The following is a 24,309-nucleotide window of genomic DNA, read 5'->3' as shown; positions in this document are numbered from 1 at the left end:
TGGGTATCCCGGCATGGATGCCGGGATAGCCGCGCTGGCCCATGGATGGGCCTTCGCGGCGGGCCCACGGAGCAATGCCGGAGTGAGGGCATGCCGAGCCTTAGCGAGGCACCAAGTGGTGGGGCTAGAGCGCTTTGGTTACTTTCGCGCTCTATCGAAAGTGACTCGCTGTAAAAGCGAAACCGCCAGTAGCCATCACCAAAAAAACGGATCTACACCCAAATAACCGCAACGCTCAAAAAAAAACGCAACCGCAGCCCCTCGGTATAGCCTGCCGTCCCACCCCAAAACTTCAGCATCCAACACCGCCCAACCCCCACTTTCAGCATCCTGCGCCGCAGCGTCTCCCTAGACTGGAACTACCTCGGAACAGGACACGACCATGCTCACACAACACCTGAAAGACCCCAGCCTGCTGGCGGAACTGGCCTATATCGATGGACAGTGGATCGCCGCCGACGATGGCGCCACCCTCGACGTCATCAACCCAGCCACTGGCCAAGCGCTCGCCCGCGTCCCCGCGATGCAAGGCAATGAGACCCGGCGCGCCATCGAGGCCGCCGAGCGGGCCTGGCCGGCGTGGCGGGCGCGTCCGGCGGCGGAGCGGGCGGGGCTGTTGGAGCGTTGGTATCAAGCCATGATGGACAACTTCGACGACCTCGCGCTGATCATGACCTATGAGCAGGGCAAGCCGCTGAGCGAAGCCAAGGGCGAGATTCGCTACGGTGCTGGCTTCGTCAAATGGTTCGCCGAAGAAGCCCGCCGGATCTATGGCGAAACCATACCGGCCCCCAGCGGCGACCGTCGCTTGCTCACGCTCAAGCAACCGGTGGGTGTTTGCGCCGCCATCACGCCGTGGAATTTTCCCAATGCGATGATCACCCGCAAATGTGCGCCGGCCTTGGCGGCGGGGTGTCCGGTCATCGTCAAGCCTTCGGACCTGACGCCCTTGTCGGCGCTGGCATTGGCGGTGCTGGCCGAGCGGGTCGGGATTCCGGCCGGGGTTTTCAACGTCGTGACCGGTTTGCCCGCCGGTATTGGCGAGGAGCTGACCGGCAACCCCACTGTACGGAAGATTTCCTTCACCGGTTCCACGGCGGTCGGCCGATTGCTGATGCGCCAGAGCGCCGAGCACATCAAGCGGCTGAGCCTGGAGTTGGGCGGCAACGCGCCGTTCATTGTGTTCGACGATGCGGACCTGGAGCAGGCCGTGGTCGGTATCATGCAAAGCAAGTTTCGCAACGCCGGCCAGACCTGTGTCTGCGCCAACCGCATCCTGGTGCAGGACGGTATCTACGAACGCTTCGCCGAGCGCCTGGTGCAAGAGGTGCGCAAACTCAAGGTCGGCAATGGCCTTGAAGCCGATGTCATGATCGGCCCGTTGATCAACCCGGCGGCGGTGAGCAAGGTCGCCCGGCATATCGACGATGCGCTGAGCCAGGGCGCGCGTTTGTTGTGTGGCGCGATTCCCCAGGGCGACAGCCAGTTTGTCGAGCCGACGGTGCTGGGCGACGCCCATGCCGGGATGCTGCTGGCCAACGAAGAAACCTTCGGCCCCGTTGCCCCGCTGATGCGTTTTACCACCGAAGAAGAGGCATTGGCTCTGGCCAATGCCACGCCCTATGGCCTGGGCGCTTATTACTTCACCCAGGACCTGCGCCGTTCATGGCGGTTCGGCGAGGCGCTGGAGTTCGGCATGGTCGGTCTCAACACCGGGATCATTTCCATGGAGGTCGCGCCCTTCGGCGGTATCAAACAGTCGGGCCTGGGCCGCGAAGGCAGCAAGTACGGCCTGGATGAATACCTTGAAATCAAAGCCTTCCACATCGGTGGGTTGTGATGTGGCCATCGTTTGAACGGACCCTTGGGAGTCATGATTGATGAGCAAACCCTTTCGAATCGCTGCGATTGCCGGTGACGGCATTGGCAGGGAAGTGCTGCCCGAAGGCCTGCGCGTATTGGAGCAGGCCGCGAAGAAGTGGCAGTTGGACTTGAGCGTTGAAGTGCTCGATTGGGCCCACTGCGATTATTACTTGGAGCACGGGCAGATGATGCCCGCCGACTGGTTCGAGCAACTCAAGGGTTTCGACGCCATCTACTTCGGCGCCGTGGGTTGGCCGGACAAGGTCCCGGACCATATTTCCCTGTGGGGCTCGTTGCTCAAGTTCCGCCGCGATTTCGACCAGTACGTGAACATCCGCCCGGTGCGCCTGTTTCCAGGTGTGCCGTGCCCGTTGGCCGGACGAGAGGCGGGGGACATCGATTTCGTGGTGATCCGTGAGAACACCGAGGGTGAATATTCATCGGTCGGCGGCAAGATGTTCGAGGGCACCGAGCATGAGTTCGTGCTGCAAGAATCGGTGTTCACCCGCCGAGGCGTCGATCGGATCCTCAAGTTTGCCTTCGACCTGGCCCAGACTCGACCGCGCAAGCGCCTGACGGCGGCGACCAAGTCCAACGGGATCTCCATCAGCATGCCGTACTGGGATGAACGCACTGCGTTGATGGCCGAGCACTACCCCGAGGTGACCTGGGACAAGCAACACATCGACATCCTCTGCGCGCGTTTTGTCTTGCAGCCGGACCGTTTCGACGTGGTGGTTGCCTCGAACCTGTTCGGCGATATTCTCTCCGACCTGGGCCCGGCCTGCGCCGGAACCATCGGTATCGCGCCGTCGGCCAATCTCGACCCGGAGCGACGCTTTCCATCACTGTTCGAACCGGTGCACGGCTCGGCGCCAGACATCTACGGGCAGAACATCGCGAACCCGATCGCGATGATCTGGTCCGGCGCGCTGATGCTCGATTTCCTCGGCAATGGCGACGAACGTTATCGCGCGGCCCATGACGGGATTCTCCAGGCTATCGAGCAGGTGATTGCCCAAGGGCCGATCACCCCGGACCTGGGCGGGCAGGGCTCGACCCAGGACGTCGGCAAGGCTATCGCTTCGGCGCTTTGAGGCCCTGGCGCACTATCGCCAGCCCATGTGGTCGTAACCTTCAACGCATCCGTGCTTGAACGTTATGACCCATGGAGACCCAATGAATCAGGACGTCCCGAACACCGATACCAATCGTCGCCAATTGCTACAGATCATCGCCGGGCTGTCTGACGGCGTGATCCTGGTGGAGGTCGACCAGACCATCGCCTGGGCCAACGACGCCGCCTTGACCATGCACGGCGTCAAGGCGCTTGAAGAGCTGGGTCGCAATGCCAAGGCGTACGCCAAACGCTTCAACCTGCGCTACCGCAACAATCATTCGCTGCCCGAGGAAAACTACCCGATCGCCCGCGTGGCGCGCGGCGATGAATTCAGTGACGTGCTGGTGGAAGTCACACCGGCGGCGGATCCGGATCGCACCTGGGTGCACCGCATCCGCGGCATGGTGCTGACCGACCGCAACGACGAACCGGAATACCTCGTGCTTATTCTCAGCGACGCCACCGAATGGGCCAGCGCTGAACAGCGTTTCGAGAAGACCTTCGGCGCCAACCCGGCGCCAGCGGTGATCTGCCGTCTCAGTGACCTGCGCTACATCAAGGTCAACGCGGGATTCCTGGAAATGACCGGCTACAGTCGCGAGCAGGTGATCGGGCGTTCGGTGTACGAGTTGGATGTGCTCGAGGCGGCCGAGAAGCGCGCCCTGGCCATCGAGCGGCTGGGCCAGGGCGCGACCATTCCGCAGATGCAGGCCGAGCTGCGATTACCTGACGGCACCAACAAGCAGGTGATTGTCGCGGGTCAGCCGCTGGACCTGCACGATGAAGATTGCATGTTATTTTCCTTCATGGACATGGAACCACGACGCAAGGCGGAAACGGCACTGCGCCAGAGCGAGGAGCGTTTTGCAAAATCGTTCCGCCTGTCCCCGGTGCCGACCTTGATCTGCAGCGGTGAGCAGCAACTGCTGGAAATCAACGAGGCTTTTCTTCAGGCCAGCGGATACGCCAGCGAAGAACTGTTGGGCAAGACCGTGGAGGAAATCGGTTTTCTCGACAAGGACGCCGGGGCGGCACTTTTTGCCCGACTGGAAAAGGCTGCCGCGGTGTCCAGCGTCGACGTCAAGGTGCACAAGAAAGGCGGGGAGCAGATCGATTGTGAGGTCGCCGCCGACACCGTACTCATCCAGGACAAACCGTGCTACTTGCTGGTGCTGATGAACATCACCGAGCGCAAGCGCTCGGAGCTGGAATTGGTGGCCGCCATCGAGGAGGTGATGAAGGACGCGTCATGGTTCAGCCGGACCCTGATCGAAAAACTGGCCAATGTGAAAAGCATCAACGCGCAGTCGCCGGCGACGTCTTTCACCGAACTGACGGCCCGGGAGCGTGATGTGCTGGGGCTGATTTGCGAGGGACTGGCGGATAAGGAAATTGCCGCGCGTTTGAAGTTGGCCCCCAATACCGTGCGCAATCATGTGGCGACGCTCTATTCGAAACTCGACGTCCACAGCCGCAGCGAGGCGATTGTGTGGGCTCGGGAACGCGGCTTGTTCGCCAATGAATGGCGGATGAAGGCACCATGATAGCCAGTGCAAATGCACCTGGCGTACTGGTGCAAATTCGGGTTTTGCTCGGACTTTAACCTCCTTAGGCTGAAAGGGTGCGGCGTTGCTGTTGATGCCGCGTCCCCACGAAACAGTCAAGGAATACGCCACGATGTACAGCAAACCCTTCAAAATCGAGCGCGAAAGGACGTCTGGACAAGCCAGGAGGCAAGGGGCATCCACCGCTTTCTTACGACGCCGAAGCTGAGGTGCACGCCATGACTCAGCTGGCTCCCCTGCGCGCCCAACTCGAAAAAAGCTTTGCGCCACTGTCCTGCGAATGCAGCCTCAATGGCGATGGCACGCTCACCATACGCCTGTATCACCAGGAAAGCGGCGAGGTTGACCTGGTGGTCAGCGGCATGAGCGTCGGCAGCATCCGGTCCGAGGAAGGCTTGGCCAAGCTGATCGATGAATTGCGCTACGAGCTGCACAACACGCCGTTGCATCGCAGTGATCCTGCCTGAGTTATAGAGCGACGCAATTTTCCGTGGCGAGGGAGCTTGCTCCCGCTGGATTGCGCAGCAATCCCAAATCTGTCGAAAGGACAGTCCAGGCACACCGAGTCCGTCCGATTGCGACTGCTTCGCAGCCGAGCGGGAGCAAGCTCCCTCGCCACGGTAGAACGCATGATCAGAGCAGCGTCGCCCGGCAATCGAGCACCAGGCGCGCGCCTCCCGACTCGCTGCGGTCCACCTCCAGCGTGAACCCGTGCAAGCTGACAATCGCGGCGACGATCGACAGGCCCAGGCCGAATCCGCCGTGCTGGCTGCTGCCCTCGGTGCGATAGAAACGCCGGAACACCGCCTTGCGTTCTGCCTCGGGGATACCGGGGCCGGAGTCGATTACTTCGATGCGCGTGCTGTCGCCCTGATCGACGCCTCGCAGGATCACCTTGCCGCCCGGCGGGGTGAACTTGATCGAGTTGCTCAACAGGTTTGACACCGCTTCGAACAGCAAGGCCCGATCGCCGTTGAGCAAGGGCAGGCTGTCGGGTATGTCCAGGATGAAGACCAGTTCGCCTTCTTCAGCCAGCGGCAGGTAGAAGTCATGCAATTCCTGCAACAGCGGCAACGGGTCGAGGCGCACGAAGCCAGAGCGGCGCTGTTGGTCCTCCAGCTCGGAAATTCGCAGCAAGCCGCGGAATCGCGCCATGAGCGTGTCGGTCTCGGCGATCACCTGGTCCATTTGCAGCGCTTCGGCAGAGCCGTCCGCCGCTTCTTGCTGAATGCGATAAAGCTGGGCGCGCAGGCGTGTCAGCGGTGTCCGCAGGTCGTGGGCGATGTTGTCGCACACGCCTTTTACTTCATTCATCAATCGTTCGATGCGGTCTAGCATGGCATTGACGATGGCGGCCAGCATGTCCAACTCATCGCGACGACTCGACAGCGGCAGGCGATGCTTGAGGTCGCCGGCGACGATTGCTTCGGCACTCGCCTGCAAGGCACGAATGCGCCGTAGCGGACGGCGGCGCAGCAGATGCCAGCCGGCAACGCCTGGCAGGATGGTCAGCGACACGCCCCAGAACAAGGCGTGCAGGATGATCCGCGTCACCGCGAACAGCGAGCCGTTGTCCCGTGCCAGTACCAGCCAGCGACCGTCCTGGGTCCGGGTCGCTACCGCATCGCAACTGTCGGACGGCACGCCTGGATCGTCGGAATCGACGCAGCCACCGAGCATGTGGATCTTGCCATCCAGCGGCAGGTCGGCGGGGATGCGCTGGATCGGCCCGCTCAAATGGCGCAGTCGCGGATCGAACAGACCGTAGGCGTCGACGCCGCGCTCATCCAGGGTCAGGCTGGCCATCAGCGCGTCTTCCAACTGATCGCCATGGATGCGGGCAAACAGGTGCTGGCGTTGCATCAGGGAATGCTTGGCGAGGCTGTCGAGGTAGCCGAATACCTCGTAATACATCACTCCCATCAGGATCGCGCTCCAGAGCACGAACAGCGCACTGTAGAGCGCCAGCAGGCGGCTGCTGGAGGAGCGCCAGCCCTTAGCGGGGTTCAGCAATGACATAACCGGAGCCTCGTACCGTGCGGATCAGCGGTTCCAGGCCCGGCGGGTCGATTTTCTTGCGCAGGCGACCGATGTGGACATCGATCAAGTTGGTGCCTGGGTCGAAGTGATAACCCCAGACTTCCTCGAAAATCATCATGCGCGAGAGGATCTGGCCGCTGTTGCGCATGAGGAACTCCAGCAGCTTGTACTCGGTGGGCAGCAGGCTCAGCAATTGGCTGTTGCGGCTGGCTTCGCGGCTGATCAGGTTCAGCTCCAGGTCTGCCACCCGCAGCACGGTTTCCGGTTCACGGGTGCCATTGTTGCGCCGCAGCAGCACTTCGACGCGGGCGGCCATTTCGTCAGTGGCAAACGGCTTGGTCAGGTAATCGTCGCCGCCGGCGCGCAGGCCGCGCACGCGTTCGTCGACATCGGAGAGGGCGCTGATCATCAGGATCGGCGTGGCCACCCCCATGGTCCGCAACGTGGTGACGATCACCAGACCGTCGAGCTCGGGCAGCATGCGGTCCAGGGTGATCAGGTCGTAGTCCCCGCTGACGGCCCGTTCCAGGCCTTCGCGGCCATTGTCGACCCAATCGACGTCCAGGCCGTTGCGGGTCAGTTCGGCGACAATCTCACGGGCGGTCACGGCGTCGTCTTCGATGGTCAGGATGCGGTTCATGGGCAGTTCCGGGTGAGGAAATTGGGGCGACTGCGCAGCATTCTGCCAAATATTACCTGTCGGCTTTCTGAAAAAAAGTTCATGGACGCCGACAAGGAGCCCACCGTATCCATTCGTTATTCCACCGGCGTGCTGACAAACGCTTCCAGCCCTTCGGCATAGGCGGTAAACGCGCTGATCTGCGGGAACGCCTTACCTTGCACCTGGTCTGCGACCAACAGATTGGTGAAGGTCCAGGCCACCGCAACGGTAATACCGGCCTGATCGAGCGAACCGTCAGTGGGCAGCGGTTGTTTGGCGAGGGCCTGCTCCAGCGCCTCGTAGGCTGCGAGCAGTTGGCCAGATACCCGCTCGACCCACGGCGCGTGCTGGATCTCCGTCGGGCGCAGGGTGCGTTCGTAATAGATCTGCACCGACTTCTCGCACGCCGCCAGCGCCAGCCCGATCAGCTGCAGCGATCGCAACCGTTGCCCTGGCTCGGTCGGCATCAGGCTGTTCCCGGGCCCGGCCAGGGTTTCCAGATAATCGATGATCAAGGTGGAATCCATCAGCACCGAGCCATCGTCAAGCACCAGCGTCGGTGCCTTGACCACCGGGTTGATGCTCTGGAAGTGCTCGAAGTGCCTGAACACCGAGACCGATTCGTGTTCCAGGGCGATTCCCAGGTGTTTGGCGGAAATGGCGACGCGTCGTACGTAGGGTGAGTCCAGCATGCCGATCAGTTTCATGGCTTTTCCTTCAGCGGTTTGGCAGGTCAGGGGTCAATCCTCGAACCCGACCTGTTCATGGATTTCATCGACCTTGAGTTCCAGCCGGTACGCCACGGCAATGAACAACGCCTGGCACAGGCACAACGTGGCACTCAAGGAACGGAACGCGAACGAGCTGCCTTCATTCACCAGCAATACCGCATTGGCCCGCTTGGCCAGGGGCGACAGGTTGCTGTCAGTGATGATCAGCGTCTTGGCCTGGTGATGCTGGGCGATGCGCAGGCAATGCTGGGTTTCCTTGCCGTAGGGCGTAAAACTGATCGCGATGACCAGGTCGTTGGCCCGCACGCTGCGCATCTGCTCGCGATAACTGCCGCCCAGGCCGGAGACCAGATGGATCCGCTTGTTGGTGTGTTGCAGGTTGTAGACCAGGTAATCGGCAACCGCGAATGAACGGCGTACACCGACGACGTAGATGTTATCGGCGTTGACCACCAGATCGACGGCCTTTTCGAACGCTTCGTCGTCCAGCTCCAGCCCCAGGCGCTCGATGCCCGACAGTGTGGCATTGACGCATTCGCGTGCCAGGTCGCCGGCGCTGGCCTTCTGCGATTTGTTGGCAATCATGCTGCGAATACGTTGCTGGTAGTTCTGTACCGGCGTGGTCTTGTGGGTATACGCCTCGCGAAACAGCGCCTGCATTTCGCTGAAGCCGCTGAAGCCGAAGCGTTGCGAAAACCTGACGATGGCCGACGGGTGCACTTCGCACTCCCGGGCGATGTCGCTGATGCGGTCGACCATGATCCGGTCGCTTTGCTGGCTCATGTAGCTGGCGATGCGTTTGAGCTGGCGCGGCAGGCTTTCGTATTCCTCGGTAATCAGTTGCAACAGCCGCTCGGCGTTGACCGGTGGGCTGGGGAGGGCGGCTTCGGACGCGCTCTCGGACGGCGCCGACAGATCGGGGCGGGTCATAGAAAATCCTTCTGGCTTGTTCTTATAGGGCACCCCGCAAATCCGGTAGGCCCTCGACAATAGGTTGGCTGGTCGCAGTCTACAGCGTAGGCGCTGGGAAAATCAGCGGCAGACGAGGTTGTAACGCTTGCTGAAACGATGCACTGGGTCTGGCCCGCCTGTGTATTAGCGTATTGGAAAAAATATTCCATGATAAAAATTTATGGAATAAATATTGATTATTGCCGCCCGCTCGTTTTAGTCTGCTTCCAACAAAGCGTTGGCGTCGGTTCCGGCGGCAAGCGCAGGCTGATAAAAATAACAGGAGCCAGCATGGGCCAGACTCGTTTTGCCAGTGGGCGTCAATTGGATGTGATCTGCCTGGGACGCTTGGGCGTCGATCTCTACGCGCAGCAAATCGGCGCGCGCCTGGAAGACGTCAGCAGTTTTGCCAAATACCTCGGCGGCTCGTCTGCCAACATCGCCTTCGGCACGGCCCGCCTGGGACTCAAGTCGGCGATGCTGAGCCGGGTAGGCGATGATCACATGGGGCGCTTCCTGGTCCAGTCCCTGGCGCGCGAAGGTTGCGATGTCAGCGGCATAAAAGTCGATCCTGAACGCCTGACGGCCATGGTCCTGCTGGGGATCAAGGACCGGGAAACCTTCCCCCTGGTGTTCTACCGGGAAAACTGCGCGGACATGGCGCTACGGGCCGAAGACATCGACGAAGCGTTCATCGCGTCCAGCAAGGCCCTGTTGATCACCGGCACGCATTTCTCCACCGAAGGCGTCTACGAGGCGAGTATCCAGGCGCTGGACTTTGCCGAGAAACATCAGGTCAAGCGCGTCCTCGACATCGATTACCGCCCGGTGCTCTGGGGTTTGGCGAGCAAGGCCGATGGGGAAACCCGTTTTGTCGCCGACCGCAAAGTCAGCCAGCACGTGCAAGGCATCCTGCCGCGTTTCGACCTGATCGTAGGCACCGAAGAAGAATTTTTGATTGCCGGCGGCAGCGAAGACTTGCTGACTGCGCTGCGCACTGTACGCTCGCTGACGGCGGCCACCCTGGTGGTCAAGCTCGGCCCGCAGGGTTGCACGGTGATCCACGGCGAGATTGGGAACCGACTGGAAGACGGCGACATCTATCCCGGCGTGCGGGTCGAGGTGCTGAACGTGCTCGGCGCGGGTGACGCGTTCATGTCGGGCTTCCTCGCCGGTTGGCTGGAGGACGCGAGCGATGAGCGTTGCTGCCAGTTGGCCAATGCCTGTGGTGGTCTGGTGGTGTCGCGCCACGCCTGTGCCCCGGCCATGCCGACCCGGGCCGAACTCGAGTATCTGTTCGACAGCCCGGTGCCAATCACCCGGCCGGACCAGGACGCCGTGTTGCAACGGCTGCATCAGGTCAGCGTGCCGCGCAAGGTCTGGAAACAGCTGTTCGTTTTTGCCTTCGACCATCGTTGGCAATTGGTGGAGTTGGCCCAGAAGAGCGGGCGCGACCTCGACAGCATCGGCCAGCTCAAACAACTGTTCATCCAGGCCGTGGAGCGGGTCGAGGCCGACCTGCAACGCCAAGGCATCGACGCCGACGTCGGCCTGTTGGCCGACCAGCGTTTCGGCCAGGACTCGCTGAACGCCGCCACCGGACGTGGCTGGTGGGTGGCGCGTCCGGTGGAAGTTCAAGGTTCGCGGCCACTGGCGTTCGAGCATGGACGGTCCATTGGCAGCAACCTGATCGCCTGGCCGCAGGAACAAATCATCAAGTGCCTGGTGCAATTCCATCCCGATGACGAGCCGCTGCTGCGCCTGGAACAAGAGGCGCAACTGATGGGCTTGTACAAGGCCTCCCAGGTCAGCGGCCATGAATTGCTGCTGGAAGTCATTCCGCCGAAGGACCACCCCTCGGCCCATCCGGACGTGCTCTATCGCGCGCTCAAGCGCCTCTACAACCTGGGGATCTTCCCGGCGTGGTGGAAGATCGAAGCCCAGACCTGCGATGAGTGGAAGCAACTCGACGAACTGATCCAGGCGCGTGACCCGTATTGCCGGGGTGTGGTGCTGCTAGGCCTCAATGCGCCCGCCGCCGCGCTGGCCGAAGGTTTTCGGCAAGCCAGCCAAAGCACCACGTGCCGGGGTTTTGCCGTGGGCCGGACGATTTTCCAAGAGCCGAGCCGGGCCTGGTTGGCCGGGGAAATCGATGATGAAACGTTGATTCGGGACGTGCAGGGCAGGTTTGTGGAATTGATCGAGGCCTGGCGTGATGCGCGGGCGTGATGTGCAGGGCTTTTGTGGCGAGGGAGCTTGCTCCCGCTGGACTGCAAAGCAGTCCCAAAGTCAGCCACCCCGATTCAACAGATAAACCGCAACCATAAGTTTTGCGACTGCTTCGCAGCCGAGCGGGAGCAAGCTCCCTCGCCACAGGTGATCGGTTGAACATTAGAGACAACAATAAAAGGTGCAGCCATGCCCGCTATTCGAATTGGCATCAACCCGATTTCCTGGAGCAACGACGACTTGCCGTCCCTGGGTGGCGAGACGCCGTTGAGCACGGCGCTGAGCGAAGGCAAGGAAATCGGTTACGAAGGTTTTGAGCTCAACGGCAAATTCCCCAAGGATGCCAAGGGCGTCGGTGACGTGTTGCGTCCGTATGATCTGGCGTTGGTCTCCGGCTGGTACTCCAGCCGCCTCGCGAGACGTTCGGCGGCCGAGGAAATCGACGCGATCGCCAGCCATGTCGAGCTGTTGGCGCAGAACGGCGCGACGGTGCTGGTCTACGGCGAAGTGGCGGATTCCATCCAGGGCCAGCGCATCCCGTTGATCGAACGGCCACGCTTTCATACCGACGAAGCCTGGCAAACCTACGCCGACAAGCTGACCGAACTGGCGCGCTTCACGCTGTCCCAAGGCGTGCGCCTGGCGTATCACCACCACATGGGTGCCTACGTCGAATCACCTTCGGACATCGACAAGCTCATGGCCTTGACCGGCAGCGAGGTCGGCCTGTTGTTCGACTCGGGCCATTGCTACATGGGTGGCGGCGAACCGTTGCAGGTCCTGCGAAAACACATCGAGCGCATCTGCCACGTGCACTTCAAGGACGTGCGCAAACCTGTCGTGCAACTGGCGCGCAATAACCTCTGGAGTTTTCCCGACTGCATCATCAATGGCACGTTCACGGTGCCGGGGGATGGCGACATTGATTTCGCCGCCTTGCTGGACGTGTTGCTGGCTGCCGATTATCACGGGTGGCTGGTGGTGGAAGCCGAGCAGGACCCCGCGGTGGCGCCGAGTTATATCTACGCCAAGAAGGGCTACGACACCCTGCGTGCCCTGTTGCAAGAGAGGATCCCGGCATGAGCCTTTTGATCAAGAGCAATCCTTGCGGCCGAACCATGGTCGAACTGCCGCGCGACGCGCTGGAATACGTCGGTTTCGGCGCTTACCGCCTGAGCCTGGGCGAGACCCTGCCGGTGGCTGCCGGGGACAAGGAGTTATGCGTGGTACTGCTCAGCGGCCGTATCAATCTCAAGGGCGAAGCGCCGGGACAGGGCGCCTTCGACTGGGACAACCTCGGTGATCGCCAGTCGGTGTTCGAGGATAAATCCCCTTACGCCGCGTATCTGCCGCCCGGCAGCCAGGCCCAAGTCACCGCGTTGAGCGATGTGCAGGTGGCGGTGTGCGCAGCGCCGGCTGCTGCCTCGAATGAATATGGCCCACGGCTGATCCGTCCCGAGAGCATGAAGCGCAGTGTGCGCGGCAAGGGCGCCAATACCCGCTACGTCTGCGACATCCTGCCAGACAGCGAACCGGCCCATTCGCTGCTGGTGGTGGAAGTGCGCACGCCGTCGGGTCATTCGTCCAGCTACCCGCCGCACAAGCACGACACCGATGACTTGCCGCATCAAAGCTTTCTTGAAGAGACCTATTACCACCAGGTCAACCCGTCCCAGGGCTTCGTGTTCCAGCGGGTCTATACCGAAGACCGCAGCATCGACCAGGCCATGGCCGTGGAAAACAGCGATCTGGTGGTCGTACCCAAGGGTTATCACCCGGTCAGCGTGCCTTACGGGTACGAGTCTTATTACCTGAACGTCATGGCCGGTCCGAAGCGGGTCTGGCAGTTCCATAACGATCCGCAGCACAGCTGGCTGCTCGACCTCTGACCCACAGAATCCGCACGGAGAACACGCACCATGAGCGACACCCCGGTTATAGGCCATTACATCAACGGTCGTGTGCACGACAACGACGCCGCCCGGTTCAGCAATGTCTTCAACCCAGCCACCGGCGCGGTGCAGGCTCGGGTGGCGCTGGCCGAACCGGGGACCGTCGAAGCGGCGGTCGCGTCGGCGCTCTCGGCATTCCCGGCCTGGTCCGAACAGTCGTCGTTGCGCCGTTCGCGCGTCATGTTCAAGTTCAAGGAACTACTGGACCGTCATCATGACGAACTGGCGCAAATCATCAGTCGCGAACACGGCAAGGTGCTGTCCGACGCCCACGGCGAAGTCACCCGCGGCATCGAAATCGTCGAGTACGCCTGTGGTGCACCGAGCCTGCTCAAGACCGATTTCAGCGACAACATCGGTGGCGGCATCGACAACTGGAACCTGCGCCAGCCCTTGGGCGTGTGCGCCGGCGTGACACCGTTCAATTTCCCGGTGATGGTGCCGTTGTGGATGATTCCCCTGGCATTGGTTGCCGGCAATTGTTTCATTCTCAAGCCTTCGGAGCGCGACCCGTCCGCCAGCCTCTTGATGGCTCGGTTGCTGACCGAGGCGGGCTTGCCGGATGGCGTTTTCAACGTGGTCCAGGGCGACAAGGCGGCAGTGGATGCGCTGTTGCAGCACCCGGACATCGAGGCGATTTCTTTTGTCGGCTCCACGCCCATTGCCGAATACATCCACCAGCAGGGCACCGCGAACGGCAAGCGCGTACAGGCCTTGGGCGGTGCGAAAAATCACATGATCGTCATGCCCGACGCTGACCTCGACCAGGCGGCGGATGCGCTGATCGGCGCGGCCTACGGTTCGGCCGGCGAGCGCTGCATGGCGATTTCCATTGCCGTGGCGGTGGGCGACGTCGGCGATGAACTGATCGCTCGCTTGCTGCCGCGTATCGACCAGTTGAAGGTCGGCAACGGTCAGCAGGCCGGCACCGACATGGGGCCGTTGGTCACTGCCGAGCACAAGGCCAAGGTGGAAGGTTTCATCGACGCCGGCGTGGCCGAGGGCGCGCGGCTGATCGTCGACGGTCGGGGCTTCAAGGTGCCGGGGGCCGAGCAGGGATTTTTTGTCGGGGCGACGCTGTTCGACCAGGTCACTGCCGAGATGAGCATCTACCAGCAAGAGATTTTCGGCCCGGTGCTGGGGATCGTTCGTGTGCCGGATTTCGCCACGGCGGTGGCGTTGATCAACGCCCATGAGTTTGGCAACGGCGTGTCGTGCTTCACCCGCGACGGCGGCATCGCCCGGGCGTTTGCCCGCAGCATCAAGGTTGGCATGGTGGGCATCAACGTGCCGATTCCGGTGCCCATGGCCTGGCATTCCTTTGGCGGCTGGAAGCGTTCGTTGTTTGGCGATCACCACGCCTACGGCGAAGAAGGCCTGCGCTTCTACAGTCGCTACAAGAGCGTGATGCAACGTTGGCCCGACAGCATCGCCAAGGGTCCTGAATTCAGCATGCCCACTGCCCAATAACTCATTTAATGAATGCCGGAGGGAGAACAACAATGAACAAGCCCCTGCGTTTTGCCTTGAACCGAATGGTTGCCCCACGCCTGTCACTGCCGGCGTTCATCGACCTGGCCCTGGCGCTGAAAACCGACGCCATCGAGATTCGTAACGATCTGAAGGGCGTCGAGATCGAAGACGGTATGCCACCGGCCCGGGTTCGTGAGCTGTGCGAGGAGCGCGGCATCAAGGTGCTGTCGATCAACGCCCTGTACCCCTTCGATGTGTGGAACGAGGAGCGCCGCACCCAGGCCGTGCGATTGGCTGACTACGCCCGCGAATGCGGCGCCGAGGGGCTGGTGATGTGCCCGCTCAACGACCGCGCCGACCCGCGCAGCGAGGCCGAACGCGCGGCGGGCTTGCGTACGGCCCTCAGTGAACTGGCGCCGATCCTGCGTGCCTTCGGCATCTACGGCTTCATCGAGCCGCTGGGTTTCGAAGAGTGTTCATTGCGGCGCAAGCGCACGGCAGTGGAAGCGATCAAGGCCATCGGCGGGCTGGATGTGTTCCGCCTGGTGCATGACACCTTTCATCATCACTTGGCAGGCGAGGGAGAATTTTTCCCTGAACTGACCGGGCTGGTGCACATTTCCGGCGTCGAGGATGCCCAGGCACCGTTGGCGACCATTCGCGACGGCCATCGGGTGCTGGTCGGCGAGGCCGACATCCTCGGCAACGCTGGGCAGATCGAAGCGTTGCGGGCCGGAGGTTATGAAGGCTACTTGTCCTTCGAGCCGTTTGCCGAAAGCGTCCATGAGCTGGCCGATATCCGCCAGGCATTGGGGGCGAGCATGAACCACCTGAAAAGCTCCCAGGCCTGACGCGACTGCCGATCTGTCCGGGCTCTGCAAGGGGAACCGAAACCGAGCGCCGCCAATTGCATTCCAGACTGCATTCCAGACCTGCATTCCAGACAAGGTGCAAGCATGACCACAACACGACTGACCATGGCCCAGGCCCTGGTGAAATTCCTCGATAACCAGTACATCGAGGTCGATGGTGTCCAGAGTAAGTTCGTCGCCGGGGTGTTTACCATTTTCGGCCACGGCAATGTGCTCGGCCTGGGCCAGGCGCTTGAACAGGACAGTGGCGACCTGGTGGTCCATCAGGGCCGCAACGAGCAGGGCATGGCCCATGCCGCCATCGGGTTTGCCAAGCAGCACCTGCGGCGCAAGATCTACGCCTGTAGCTCATCGGTTGGCCCCGGCGCGGCGAACATGCTGACCGCCGCCGCCACCGCGACGGCCAACCGTATCCCGTTGCTGCTATTGCCCGGCGACGTCTACGCCAGCCGCCAGCCGGACCCGGTGCTGCAGCAGATCGAACAATTCCACGACCTGAGCATCAGCACCAACGATGCGTTCAAGGCCGTGAGCAAATACTGGGACCGGATCAATCGCCCCGAGCAACTGATGACCGCCGCGATCCAGGCGATGCGCGTGCTCACCGATCCGGCCGAGACCGGCGCGGTGACCCTGGCGCTGCCTCAGGATGTGCAGGCCGAGGCCTACGAATATCCGGATTATTTCCTGAAAAAACGCGTGCACCGCATCGACCGTCGCCCGGCCACCGAAGCGATGCTCGGCGATGCCCTGGCGCTGCTCAAGGGCAAGCGCAAGCCGTTGATCATCTGTGGCGGCGGCGTGCGCTACTCCGGCGCCAACGTCGCGTTGCAGGATTTTGCCGAGCGCTTCGAGATTCCGTTTGCCGAGACCCAGGCCGGCAAAAGTGCGGTGGTTTCCAGCCACCCACTGAACGTCGGCGGCGTCGGCGAAACCGGCTGCCTGGCGGCGAACCTGCTGGCCAAGGAAGCGGACTTGATCATCGGCATCGGCACGCGCTACAGCGATTTCACCACTGCGTCGAAATGGCTGTTCCAACACCCCGACGTGCAGTTTCTCAACCTCAACATCAGCCCGTGCGATGCCTTGAAGCTCGATGGCGTGCAACTGCTGGCCGATGCCCGTTCGGGCCTGGAGGCGTTGTCGGCCGGGATGGGCGGCTATCGTGCCGAATGGGCCGGGCAGATCGCCGAGGCCAAGGCGCAGTTGGATGCCGAAGTGGACCGGATTTATCAGGCTGACTTCAAGACCGAGGACTTCGTCCCGGAAATCAACGACCACATGGACCCGGCGGTGTTTGGCGAATTCATCGAGCTCACCGGTTCCTGCCTGACCCAGAGCCGCGTGCTGGGCACTCTCAACGAAACGCTCGGGGACGACGCGATCATCGTTGCCGCCGCCGGCAGCTTGCCCGGCGACTTGCAGCGCAGTTGGCGCAGCCTGGGCGTGAACACCTACCACGTTGAATACGGTTATTCGTGCATGGGCTACGAAGTGAACGCTGCCCTGGGCGTGAAACTCGCCGAGCCGGAAAAAGAGGTCTATGCCTTGGTCGGCGACGGTTCCTACATGATGCTGCATTCGGAACTCGCCACTTCGATCCAGGAGCGCCGCAAGATCAACGTCGTGCTGCTGGACAACATGACGTTCGGTTGCATCAACAACCTGCAAATGGAACACGGCATGGACAGCTTCGGCACCGAGTTCCGCTTCCGCAACCCGGACACCGGCAAGCTCGACGGCGGCTTTGTGCCGGTGGACTTCGCCATGAGCGCGGCGGCCTACGGCTGCAAGACCTACACCGTCAAGACTCTCGACGAGCTTCACGCGGCCCTGGCCGACGCCCGGCGCCAGACGGTCTCGACGCTGATCGACATCAAGGTCTTGCCTAAGACCATGATCCACAAATACCTGTCGTGGTGGCGGGTCGGCGTGGCGCAAGTCTCCACCAGCGCCCGCACCGATGCAGTCGCCAAGACCCTCAACGAACGACTGGCCAAGGCCCGTCAATACTGATTGCCCCAACACCTACATTAAGGAGTTCCACATGTCTTTGAAGCTGGGCGTCATCGGCACCGGGGCCATCGGCCAGGACCATATCCGTCGTTGCAGCCAGACCTTGCTCAACAGCCAGGTCGTGGCGGTGACCGACATCAACCTCGCCCAGGCGGCGAAGGTGGTGGCCGACTTGAAGCTGACCGCCGAGGTCTACCCCGACGGCCACGCCTTGATCAAGGCGCCGGACGTCGAGGCGATCCTGGTCACGTCCTGGGGGCCGAGCCACGAAGAATTCGTACTGGCGGCCATCGCGGCCGGCAAGCCGGTGTTCTGTGAAAAACCGTTGGCCGTCACCGCCGAAGGCTGCCGCCGGATCGTCGACGCCGAAGTGGCCCACGGCAAGCGCCTGGTGCAGGTGGGTTTCATGCGCCCTTATGACGAAGGTTATCGAGCGCTCAAAGCGGTGATCGACAGCGGCCAGATCGGCGAGCCGTTGATGCTGCACTGCGCCCATCGAAACCCTCGCGTGGGTGAAAACTACAAGACCGATATGGCGATCACCGACACCTTGATCCACGAGCTGGATGTGTTGCGCTGGCTCCTGGCCGACGACTACGTGTCGGTACAGGTCGTATTCCCGCGCAAGACCAGCAAGGCCCTGGCCCATCTGCGCGATCCGCAGATTGTCCTGCTGGAAACCGCCAAGGGCACGCGCATCGACGTCGAAGTGTTCGTCAACTGCCAGTACGGCTATGACATCCAGTGCGAAGTGGTGGGGGAGACCGGCATCGCCAAGCTGCCAGAACCGTCCCAGGTGCAACTGCGCAGCGACGCCAAGCTGTCCAACGCGATCCTGATGGATTGGAAGGACCGCTTCATTGCCGCCTATGACGTTGAACTGCAAGCCTTCATTGACGGCGTACGCGCCGGGCGCGTCGGTGGGCCATCGGCCTGGGACGGCTACGCGGCGGCGGTGGCGGCAGATGCGTGCATCGAAGCGCAGCAGAGTGGGCAGATCGTGAAGGTCGAGTTGCCGCAGCGTCCTCGTTTCTACGGCTGATACGTTCCTATAGAAACTGCATAAGGGATTTTCATGCGAATCGGATTAGTGGGCTATGGCAAGGGCGGGCGGTTTTTTCATGCGCCGCTGATCAGCAGTCTGCCGGGGGCTACGTTTGTTGGCGTGGTGACCCGGTCTGCCGAGCGGCGCCAGCAATTGGCGGCCGAACATCCACGCGTCCAGCCGTTCGACAGTCTTGAACAACTGGTGGCGGCCGGCGTCGACGCCGTGGTGGTCTCCACGCCCTTGGATGGGCGTCCCGTCATCGTGATGGAGGCCATCGAGCGTGGCGTGGCGGTGGTCAGCGACAAGCCTTTCGCCGCCGATGCCGCCCAGGCCGAAGCGATGGTATTGGCCTCCGAGCAGGGCCATGTGCCGTTGACCGTGTACCAGAACCGTCGCTGGGATTCGGATTTCCTGACGGTTCGAAAATTGCTGGCGTCCGGCGCCTTGGGGCAAATCGTCAGGTTTGAATCAAGTGTCGAACGCTACTCCCCGACATCGCTGGGCAAAGGCAGCGGCGGTGGGTTCCTGCGGGACCTGGGCAGCCATCTGGTTGATCAGGCGTTGCAATTGTTCGGCCCGGTGGCGCGGGTGTACGCCGAGCTGGATTATCGACAGCCGGGCCAGGCCTACGACAACGGTTTTTTCCTGTCGCTTAGCCACGTAAACGGCGTGGTATCACACCTGAGCGGTAGCTGCCTGCAAAACGCGCCGCGGCCACGCTTTCGGGTCAGCGGCACGCAAGGCTGCTATACCGTCGAAGGCCTCGATGGACAAGAGGCCCAGGCATTGGCGGGCCTGAGCCCGGCCACCGAGGGAGAGCGCTGGGGCGCCGAGGAGCATCGGCGCTGGGGCTGGTTCGAACACGGTGCCGAACGAGAGCGCGTGGCTTCGGAGCGAGGTTGCTGGCTGGCGTTCTATCAACGCCTCCAAGCCGCGTTGCAGGGCGACGGCCTCCTGCCGGTAGCGGCCCGCGATGCCTTGGCCACGACGCGCGTCCTGGACGCTGCAAGGCAGAGTGCGAAGCAGGGCAGTGTGGTGTGTTTATCCACGCCTGTCGGCCATGGAACAAAAAACGAATAAAATTCTAAAATGAGTTGATATGGAAAATATTTTCCAATAAAGTCGATTCCAGGTGACCGACAACCCTGTTCGCGTTTATCCAGGCCCGCCTTGAATAGACGACGAACTAAACAAAAACAAGAAACACAGCCAGGTACCGTCGATGAAAACCTTCAACCGCTCTGCGTTTCACCTGCCATTGTCCTTGCGCCTGTCCGCAATCCTTCCCTTGCTTGAATCCCTGTGCATCCAGCGCAAGGACGCCGTGGTCTGTTGCATGCCCGGCGCGCCGATTGTGCGTTTGCCGCGTTCCTGAATCCGTCACGCCTTATCCATAAAACCAACAAGAATGTGGAGAAAGACCGTTCATGAAGACCAAGACCCGTTTTGCCTCGCTGGCCCTGTCATTGATGCTCGCCAGTGGCGCTGCCCTGGCGGACCTGAAAATCGGTGTCAGCATGTCTCAGTTCGATGACACCTGGCTGACCTACCTGCGCGAATCCATGGACAAGAAAGCCAAGGCCCTGCCAGACGGCGTCACCTTGCAGTTCGAGGACGCGCGCAGCGACGTGGTCAAGCAACTCAGCCAGGTCGAAAGCTTCATCAGCCAGAAGGTCGACGCGATCATCGTCAACCCGGTGGACACCGCCGCGACCCAGCGCATCACCAAGGCCGCCGTGGCCGCAGGCATTCCGCTGGTCTATGTCAACCGCCGTCCCGACGACATGAAACTGCCCGCCGGCGTGGTCACCGTTGCCTCGGATGACCTGGAGGCCGGGCGCATGCAGATGCAGTACCTGGCCGACAAGATGGGCGGCAAGGGCGACATCGTGATTCTGCTGGGCGATCTGGCCAACAACTCCACCACCAACCGTACCAAGGGCGTCAAGGAAGTCCTGGCCAAATACCCTGGCATCAAGATCGAACAGGAACAGACGGGTATCTGGTCCCGGGACAAGGGCATGACCCTGGTCAACGACTGGCTGACCCAGGGCCGGGAATTCCAGGCGGTGGTGTCGAACAACGACGAGATGGCCATCGGTGCGGCCATGGCGCTCAAGCAAGCGGGCACCAAGAAAGGCAGCGTATTGATTGCCGGGGTCGATGGCACGCCGGACGGCCTGAACGCCATCAAGAAAGGCGAAATGGCCGTCTCGGTGTTCCAGGACGCCAAGGGCCAGGCCGACGGCTCCATCGACACCGCGGTAAAAATGGTCAAGAAACAGCCGGTCGAGCAGTCCGTGTGGGTGCCATACCGCTTGATCACGCCGGAGAACGTCGATCAGTTCAAGTGACGTTCCAGCTGTTTTTACCACGACAATAAACAGGCAAGGTCGCCGCGCCGGCCTTGCCAAGGGAGTACCTGACCATGTTCGCTTCAGCGACTGCTTCGAGCGTCCCGGTGACGATGTTCCAACCGGGCGCAATACCTGACGAACCGTACCTGTTGGAAGTCATTAACGTCAGCAAAGGATTTCCCGGCGTGGTGGCCTTGTCCGACGTGCAGTTGCGGGTACGCCCCGGCTCGGTGCTGGCCCTGATGGGTGAAAACGGTGCAGGCAAATCCACCTTGATGAAGATTATCGCCGGCATCTACCAACCGGACGCCGGCGAGCTGCGCCTGCGCGGCAAGCCGGTCATTTTCGACACGCCCCTGGCGGCCTTGCAGGCCGGGATCGCGATGATCCATCAGGAACTGAACCTGATGCCACACATGAGCATCGCCGAGAACATCTGGATCGGCCGCGAACAGCTCAACGGCCTGCACATGGTCGACCACGGCGAAATGCACCGCTGCACCGCCCGGTTGCTGGAGCGCCTGCGGATCAAGCTCGACCCCGAAGAGCAGGTGGGCAACCTGAGCATCGCCGAGCGGCAGATGGTCGAGATCGCCAAGGCTGTTTCGTACGACTCCGACATCCTGATCATGGACGAACCGACCTCGGCCATCACCGAGACGGAAGTCGCCCACTTGTTCTCGATCATTGCCGACCTCAAGGCCCAAGGTAAGGGCATCATCTATATCACCCACAAAATGAATGAAGTGTTCGCCATCGCCGATGAAGTGGCGGTGTTTCGTGACGGCGCCTACATCGGCCTGCAACGGGCCGACAGCATGGACGGCGACAGCCTGATTTCGATGATGGTCGGGCGTGAACTGAGCCAACTGTTCCCGGTGCGCGACAAACCCATCGGTGATTTGGTGATGTCGGTACGCGACCTGAGCCTGGACGGCATTTTCAAAGGGGTATCGTTCGACCTGCACGCCGGGGAAATCCTCGGTATCGCCGGGCTGATGGGCTCGGGCCGGACCAACGTCGCCGAGGCGATCTTTGGCGTGACGCCGAGCACCGGTGGCGAAATCCTCCTGGACGGCCAACCGGTGCGCATCACCGACCCGCACATGGCGATCGAGAAGGGCTTTGCGCTGTTGACCGAGGACCGCAAGCTCAGCGGGCTGTTTCCATGCCTGTCGGTGCTGGAAAACATGGAAATGGCCGTGCTGCCCCATTACGTCGGCAACGGATTCATCCAGCAGAAGGCCCTGCGTGCGTTGTGTGAAGACATGTGCAAGAAATTGCGGGTCAAGACCCCGTCCCTTGAACAGTGCATTGACACGCTGTCTGGCGGGAATCAGCAGAAGGCCTTGCTGGCCCGATGGCTGATGACCAACCCGCGGATCCTGATTCTCGACGAGCCGACACGCGGCATCGACGTCGGCGCCAAGGCCGAGATCTACCGGCTCATTTCCTACCTCGCCAGCGAAGGCATGGCGGTCATCATGATTTCTTCGGAACTGCCCGAAGTGCTGGGCATGAGCGACCGGGTCATGGTGATGCACGAAGGCGACCTCATGGGCACCCTCGAGCGCAGCGAAGCGACCCAGGAACGAGTGATGCAACTGGCCTCGGGTTTGTCCTGATGCCCGTCAGTCCGAATAGAAAAGGTGAGTGGCTATGAACGCAATATTGGAAAACAAACCTGCGGCCACACCGGCCAGGACGCGTCGGCGGCTGCCGACGGAACTGAGCATCTTCCTGGTGCTGATCGGCATCGGCCTGGTGTTCGAGATGTTCGGTTGGATCATGCGTGACCAGAGTTTCCTGATGAACTCACAGCGGCTGGTACTGATGATCCTGCAAGTGTCGATCATTGGCCTGCTGGCCATCGGCGTGACCCAGGTGATCATCACCACCGGCATCGACCTGTCATCCGGCTCGGTGCTGGCGTTGTCGGCGATGATCGCCGCCAGCCTGGCCCAGACTTCGGACTTCGCCCGAGCGGTGTTTCCTTCCCTGACGGACTTGCCGGTGTGGATCCCGGTGATCGCCGGACTGGGTGTTGGCTTGCTGGCCGGGGCGATCAACGGCAGCATCATCGCCATCACCGGTATCCCGCCCTTTATTGCCACCCTCGGCATGATGGTCTCGGCCCGTGGCCTGGCGCGTTATTACACCGAAGGCCAGCCGGTGAGCATGTTGTCCGATTCCTACACCGCCATCGGCCACGGCGCGATGCCGGTGATCATCTTCCTGGTGGTGGCGGTGATCTTCCACATCGCCTTGCGCTACACCAAGTACGGCAAATACACCTACGCCATCGGCGGCAACATGCAGGCGGCGCGCACCTCGGGCATCAACGTCAAGCGTCACTTGGTGATTGTCTACAGCATCGCCGGGTTGCTGGCGGGCCTGGCCGGGGTGGTGGCATCGGCGCGAGCGGCGACCGGGCAGGCAGGCATGGGCATGTCCTATGAACTGGACGCGATTGCCGCGGCGGTGATCGGTGGCACCAGCCTGGCCGGTGGTGTGGGGCGTATCACCGGAACGGTGATCGGTGCGCTGATCCTCGGGGTGATGGCCAGTGGATTCACCTTCGTCGGCGTCGATGCCTATATCCAGGACATCATCAAAGGGCTGATCATTGTGGTCGCGGTGGTCATCGACCAATACCGCAACAAACGCAAACTCAAGCGCTAGGCATCCCGCCGATGCGACAACGCGCCACGCCTGACCCGCGTGGCGTTGCCATTTGTCTTCTTAATACAGCCATTGCAGCAAATTTCTTGTTATAAACGCACTCCGATGGTCGCCTTGAGTCTGTCAGACAGCATTTGTAGGGGTTGTCGGACGTTTTCCCCATGTTTTCAGTTGCTGACGCCACAACTCGGCCTTAGACTGCCGCCCCTCGTAAATTGAGTGCCGGGTGGCGCTTGGAATAGACGGCGCCTTCCCGATGAGCGTGGCGGCTTAATGCGGGACGCTTCATAATTCGCCTTAATGCACGTTTTTTTATAGAGAAATCAATGACAAAGGAAAAGTTGCTGGCCATGCCGGCGGATGACTACATGAATGCCGAGCAGCTGGCTTACTTCACCAAGCTGTTGCAGAACATGAAGGTTGAAACCCACGAGCGCATCGAACAGAACCGAATCGCCATTGAGAGCCTGGACACCCCGGCCGACCCGGCGGACGCCGCTTCCGTGGAAGAAGAGCGCACCTGGTTGGTCAACGCCATCGATCGTGACCAGCGCATGCTTCCGCAACTGGAGCAGGCCCTGGACCGCATCAACGACGAAAGCTTCGGCTGGTGCGACGACAGCGGCGAGCCGATCGGCCTCAAGCGCCTGCTGATCAGCCCGACCACCAAGTACTGCATCGAAGCCCAGGAACGTCACGAGCAGATCGACAAGCACCAGCGTCAGGCCTGATCCGCGTTCCGTAAAAAG

General features: G+C 61.6%; 21 protein-coding genes. 17 read left to right on the top strand and 4 right to left on the bottom strand.

Annotated elements, in window-relative coordinates:
• Positions 1 to 382 precede the first annotated feature (382 nt).
• The 4 genes from HU806_RS24800 to HU806_RS24785 all read left to right on the top strand — a co-directional run bounded on the left by HU806_RS24800 (position 383) and on the right by HU806_RS24785 (position 5,015).
• The gene (locus tag HU806_RS24800) at positions 383 to 1,840 is read left to right on the top strand and encodes an NAD-dependent succinate-semialdehyde dehydrogenase (RefSeq protein WP_186615408.1); all 1,458 of its coding nucleotides are present in this window, start codon (positions 383 to 385) and stop codon (positions 1,838 to 1,840) included.
• A gap of 40 nt (positions 1,841 to 1,880) precedes the next feature.
• Entirely contained in the window at positions 1,881 to 2,960 is a 1,080-nt protein-coding gene (locus HU806_RS24795; RefSeq protein ID WP_186615406.1) for a tartrate dehydrogenase, read from the top strand.
• Between the two features lie 82 nt (positions 2,961 to 3,042).
• On the top strand, positions 3,043 to 4,527 hold the full coding sequence (locus HU806_RS24790; RefSeq protein ID WP_186615404.1) for a helix-turn-helix transcriptional regulator: 1,485 nt from the start codon (positions 3,043 to 3,045) through the stop codon (positions 4,525 to 4,527).
• Positions 4,528 to 4,766: 239 nt separating this feature from the next.
• On the top strand, positions 4,767 to 5,015 hold the full coding sequence (locus HU806_RS24785) for a DUF1652 domain-containing protein (protein ID WP_186615402.1): 249 nt from the start codon (positions 4,767 to 4,769) through the stop codon (positions 5,013 to 5,015).
• A 166-nt stretch (positions 5,016 to 5,181) separates the two neighbouring features.
• On the opposite strand, the gene HU806_RS24780 is transcribed toward HU806_RS24785, so the two are convergent.
• The 4 genes from HU806_RS24780 to HU806_RS24765 form a co-directional block, all read right to left on the bottom strand.
• On the bottom strand, positions 5,182 to 6,567 hold the full coding sequence (locus HU806_RS24780; protein ID WP_186615400.1) for a sensor histidine kinase: 1,386 nt from the start codon (positions 6,565 to 6,567) through the stop codon (positions 5,182 to 5,184).
• Positions 6,545 to 7,228 (bottom strand): response regulator transcription factor, encoded by a 684-nt coding sequence (locus HU806_RS24775; protein ID WP_186615398.1) that lies wholly within the window; start codon positions 7,226 to 7,228, stop codon positions 6,545 to 6,547. The genes HU806_RS24780 and HU806_RS24775 overlap by 23 nt, the downstream gene beginning before the upstream one ends.
• Before the next feature lie 116 nt (positions 7,229 to 7,344).
• A complete protein-coding gene (locus HU806_RS24770; protein ID WP_186615396.1) occupies positions 7,345 to 7,956 on the bottom strand; it encodes a glutathione S-transferase in 612 nt (203 codons plus the stop codon).
• 33 nt (positions 7,957 to 7,989) lie between these two features.
• Positions 7,990 to 8,910, bottom strand: a complete 921-nt coding sequence (locus HU806_RS24765; protein WP_186615394.1) for a MurR/RpiR family transcriptional regulator — start codon at positions 8,908 to 8,910, stop codon at positions 7,990 to 7,992.
• A 312-nt stretch (positions 8,911 to 9,222) separates the two neighbouring features.
• Here HU806_RS24765 and HU806_RS24760 point away from each other — a divergent pair, with 312 nt between their 5' ends.
• The 13 genes from HU806_RS24760 to HU806_RS24700 all read left to right on the top strand — a co-directional run bounded on the left by HU806_RS24760 (position 9,223) and on the right by HU806_RS24700 (position 24,291).
• Positions 9,223 to 11,160, top strand: a complete 1,938-nt coding sequence (locus tag HU806_RS24760) for a bifunctional 5-dehydro-2-deoxygluconokinase/5-dehydro-2-deoxyphosphogluconate aldolase (protein WP_186615392.1) — start codon at positions 9,223 to 9,225, stop codon at positions 11,158 to 11,160.
• Between the two features lie 189 nt (positions 11,161 to 11,349).
• Positions 11,350 to 12,243, top strand: coding sequence for a myo-inosose-2 dehydratase (iolE, locus tag HU806_RS24755; RefSeq protein WP_186615390.1), 894 nt, complete (start codon positions 11,350 to 11,352; stop codon positions 12,241 to 12,243).
• On the top strand, positions 12,240 to 13,049 hold the full coding sequence (gene iolB / locus HU806_RS24750) for a 5-deoxy-glucuronate isomerase (protein WP_186615388.1): 810 nt from the start codon (positions 12,240 to 12,242) through the stop codon (positions 13,047 to 13,049). The genes iolE and iolB overlap by 4 nt, the downstream gene beginning before the upstream one ends.
• Positions 13,050 to 13,079: 30 nt before the next feature.
• A complete protein-coding gene (locus HU806_RS24745; RefSeq protein ID WP_186615386.1) occupies positions 13,080 to 14,582 on the top strand; it encodes a CoA-acylating methylmalonate-semialdehyde dehydrogenase in 1,503 nt (500 codons plus the stop codon).
• A gap of 32 nt (positions 14,583 to 14,614) precedes the next feature.
• Complete coding sequence (locus HU806_RS24740; protein WP_186615384.1) at positions 14,615 to 15,436, top strand: TIM barrel protein; 822 nt, start codon at positions 14,615 to 14,617, stop codon at positions 15,434 to 15,436.
• Between the two features lie 105 nt (positions 15,437 to 15,541).
• A complete protein-coding gene (gene iolD, locus HU806_RS24735) occupies positions 15,542 to 17,473 on the top strand; it encodes a 3D-(3,5/4)-trihydroxycyclohexane-1,2-dione acylhydrolase (decyclizing) (protein WP_186615382.1) in 1,932 nt (643 codons plus the stop codon).
• Between the two features lie 31 nt (positions 17,474 to 17,504).
• Positions 17,505 to 18,515 carry a bifunctional inositol 2-dehydrogenase/D-chiro-inositol 1-dehydrogenase gene (gene iolG, locus HU806_RS24730; protein ID WP_186615380.1) on the top strand — a complete coding sequence of 337 codons (1,011 nt, stop codon included), beginning with the start codon at positions 17,505 to 17,507 and terminating at the stop codon, positions 18,513 to 18,515.
• A gap of 33 nt (positions 18,516 to 18,548) precedes the next feature.
• Positions 18,549 to 19,601 carry a Gfo/Idh/MocA family protein gene (locus tag HU806_RS24725; protein ID WP_186615378.1) on the top strand — a complete coding sequence of 351 codons (1,053 nt, stop codon included), beginning with the start codon at positions 18,549 to 18,551 and terminating at the stop codon, positions 19,599 to 19,601.
• 142 nt (positions 19,602 to 19,743) lie between these two features.
• On the top strand, positions 19,744 to 19,896 hold the full coding sequence (locus HU806_RS24720; protein WP_186615376.1) for a hypothetical protein: 153 nt from the start codon (positions 19,744 to 19,746) through the stop codon (positions 19,894 to 19,896).
• Between the two features lie 52 nt (positions 19,897 to 19,948).
• Positions 19,949 to 20,875, top strand: a complete 927-nt coding sequence (locus HU806_RS24715; protein ID WP_186615374.1) for a sugar ABC transporter substrate-binding protein — start codon at positions 19,949 to 19,951, stop codon at positions 20,873 to 20,875.
• Between the two features lie 74 nt (positions 20,876 to 20,949).
• Positions 20,950 to 22,503 (top strand): sugar ABC transporter ATP-binding protein, encoded by a 1,554-nt coding sequence (locus tag HU806_RS24710; RefSeq protein ID WP_186615372.1) that lies wholly within the window; start codon positions 20,950 to 20,952, stop codon positions 22,501 to 22,503.
• Between the two features lie 34 nt (positions 22,504 to 22,537).
• Positions 22,538 to 23,560, top strand: coding sequence for an ABC transporter permease (locus HU806_RS24705; protein WP_186615370.1), 1,023 nt, complete (start codon positions 22,538 to 22,540; stop codon positions 23,558 to 23,560).
• Positions 23,561 to 23,886: 326 nt separating this feature from the next.
• A complete protein-coding gene (locus tag HU806_RS24700; RefSeq protein ID WP_186615368.1) occupies positions 23,887 to 24,291 on the top strand; it encodes a TraR/DksA family transcriptional regulator in 405 nt (134 codons plus the stop codon).
• Positions 24,292 to 24,309: the final 18 nt, after the last annotated feature.

The sequence above is a fragment of the Pseudomonas sp. SWRI154 genome (assembly GCF_014268645.1).
Lineage (GTDB): Bacteria > Pseudomonadota > Gammaproteobacteria > Pseudomonadales > Pseudomonadaceae > Aquipseudomonas > Aquipseudomonas marvdashtae.
Note: the sequence above shows the minus strand (reverse complement) of the source record. Positions and strands in the feature narration are given on the sequence as shown.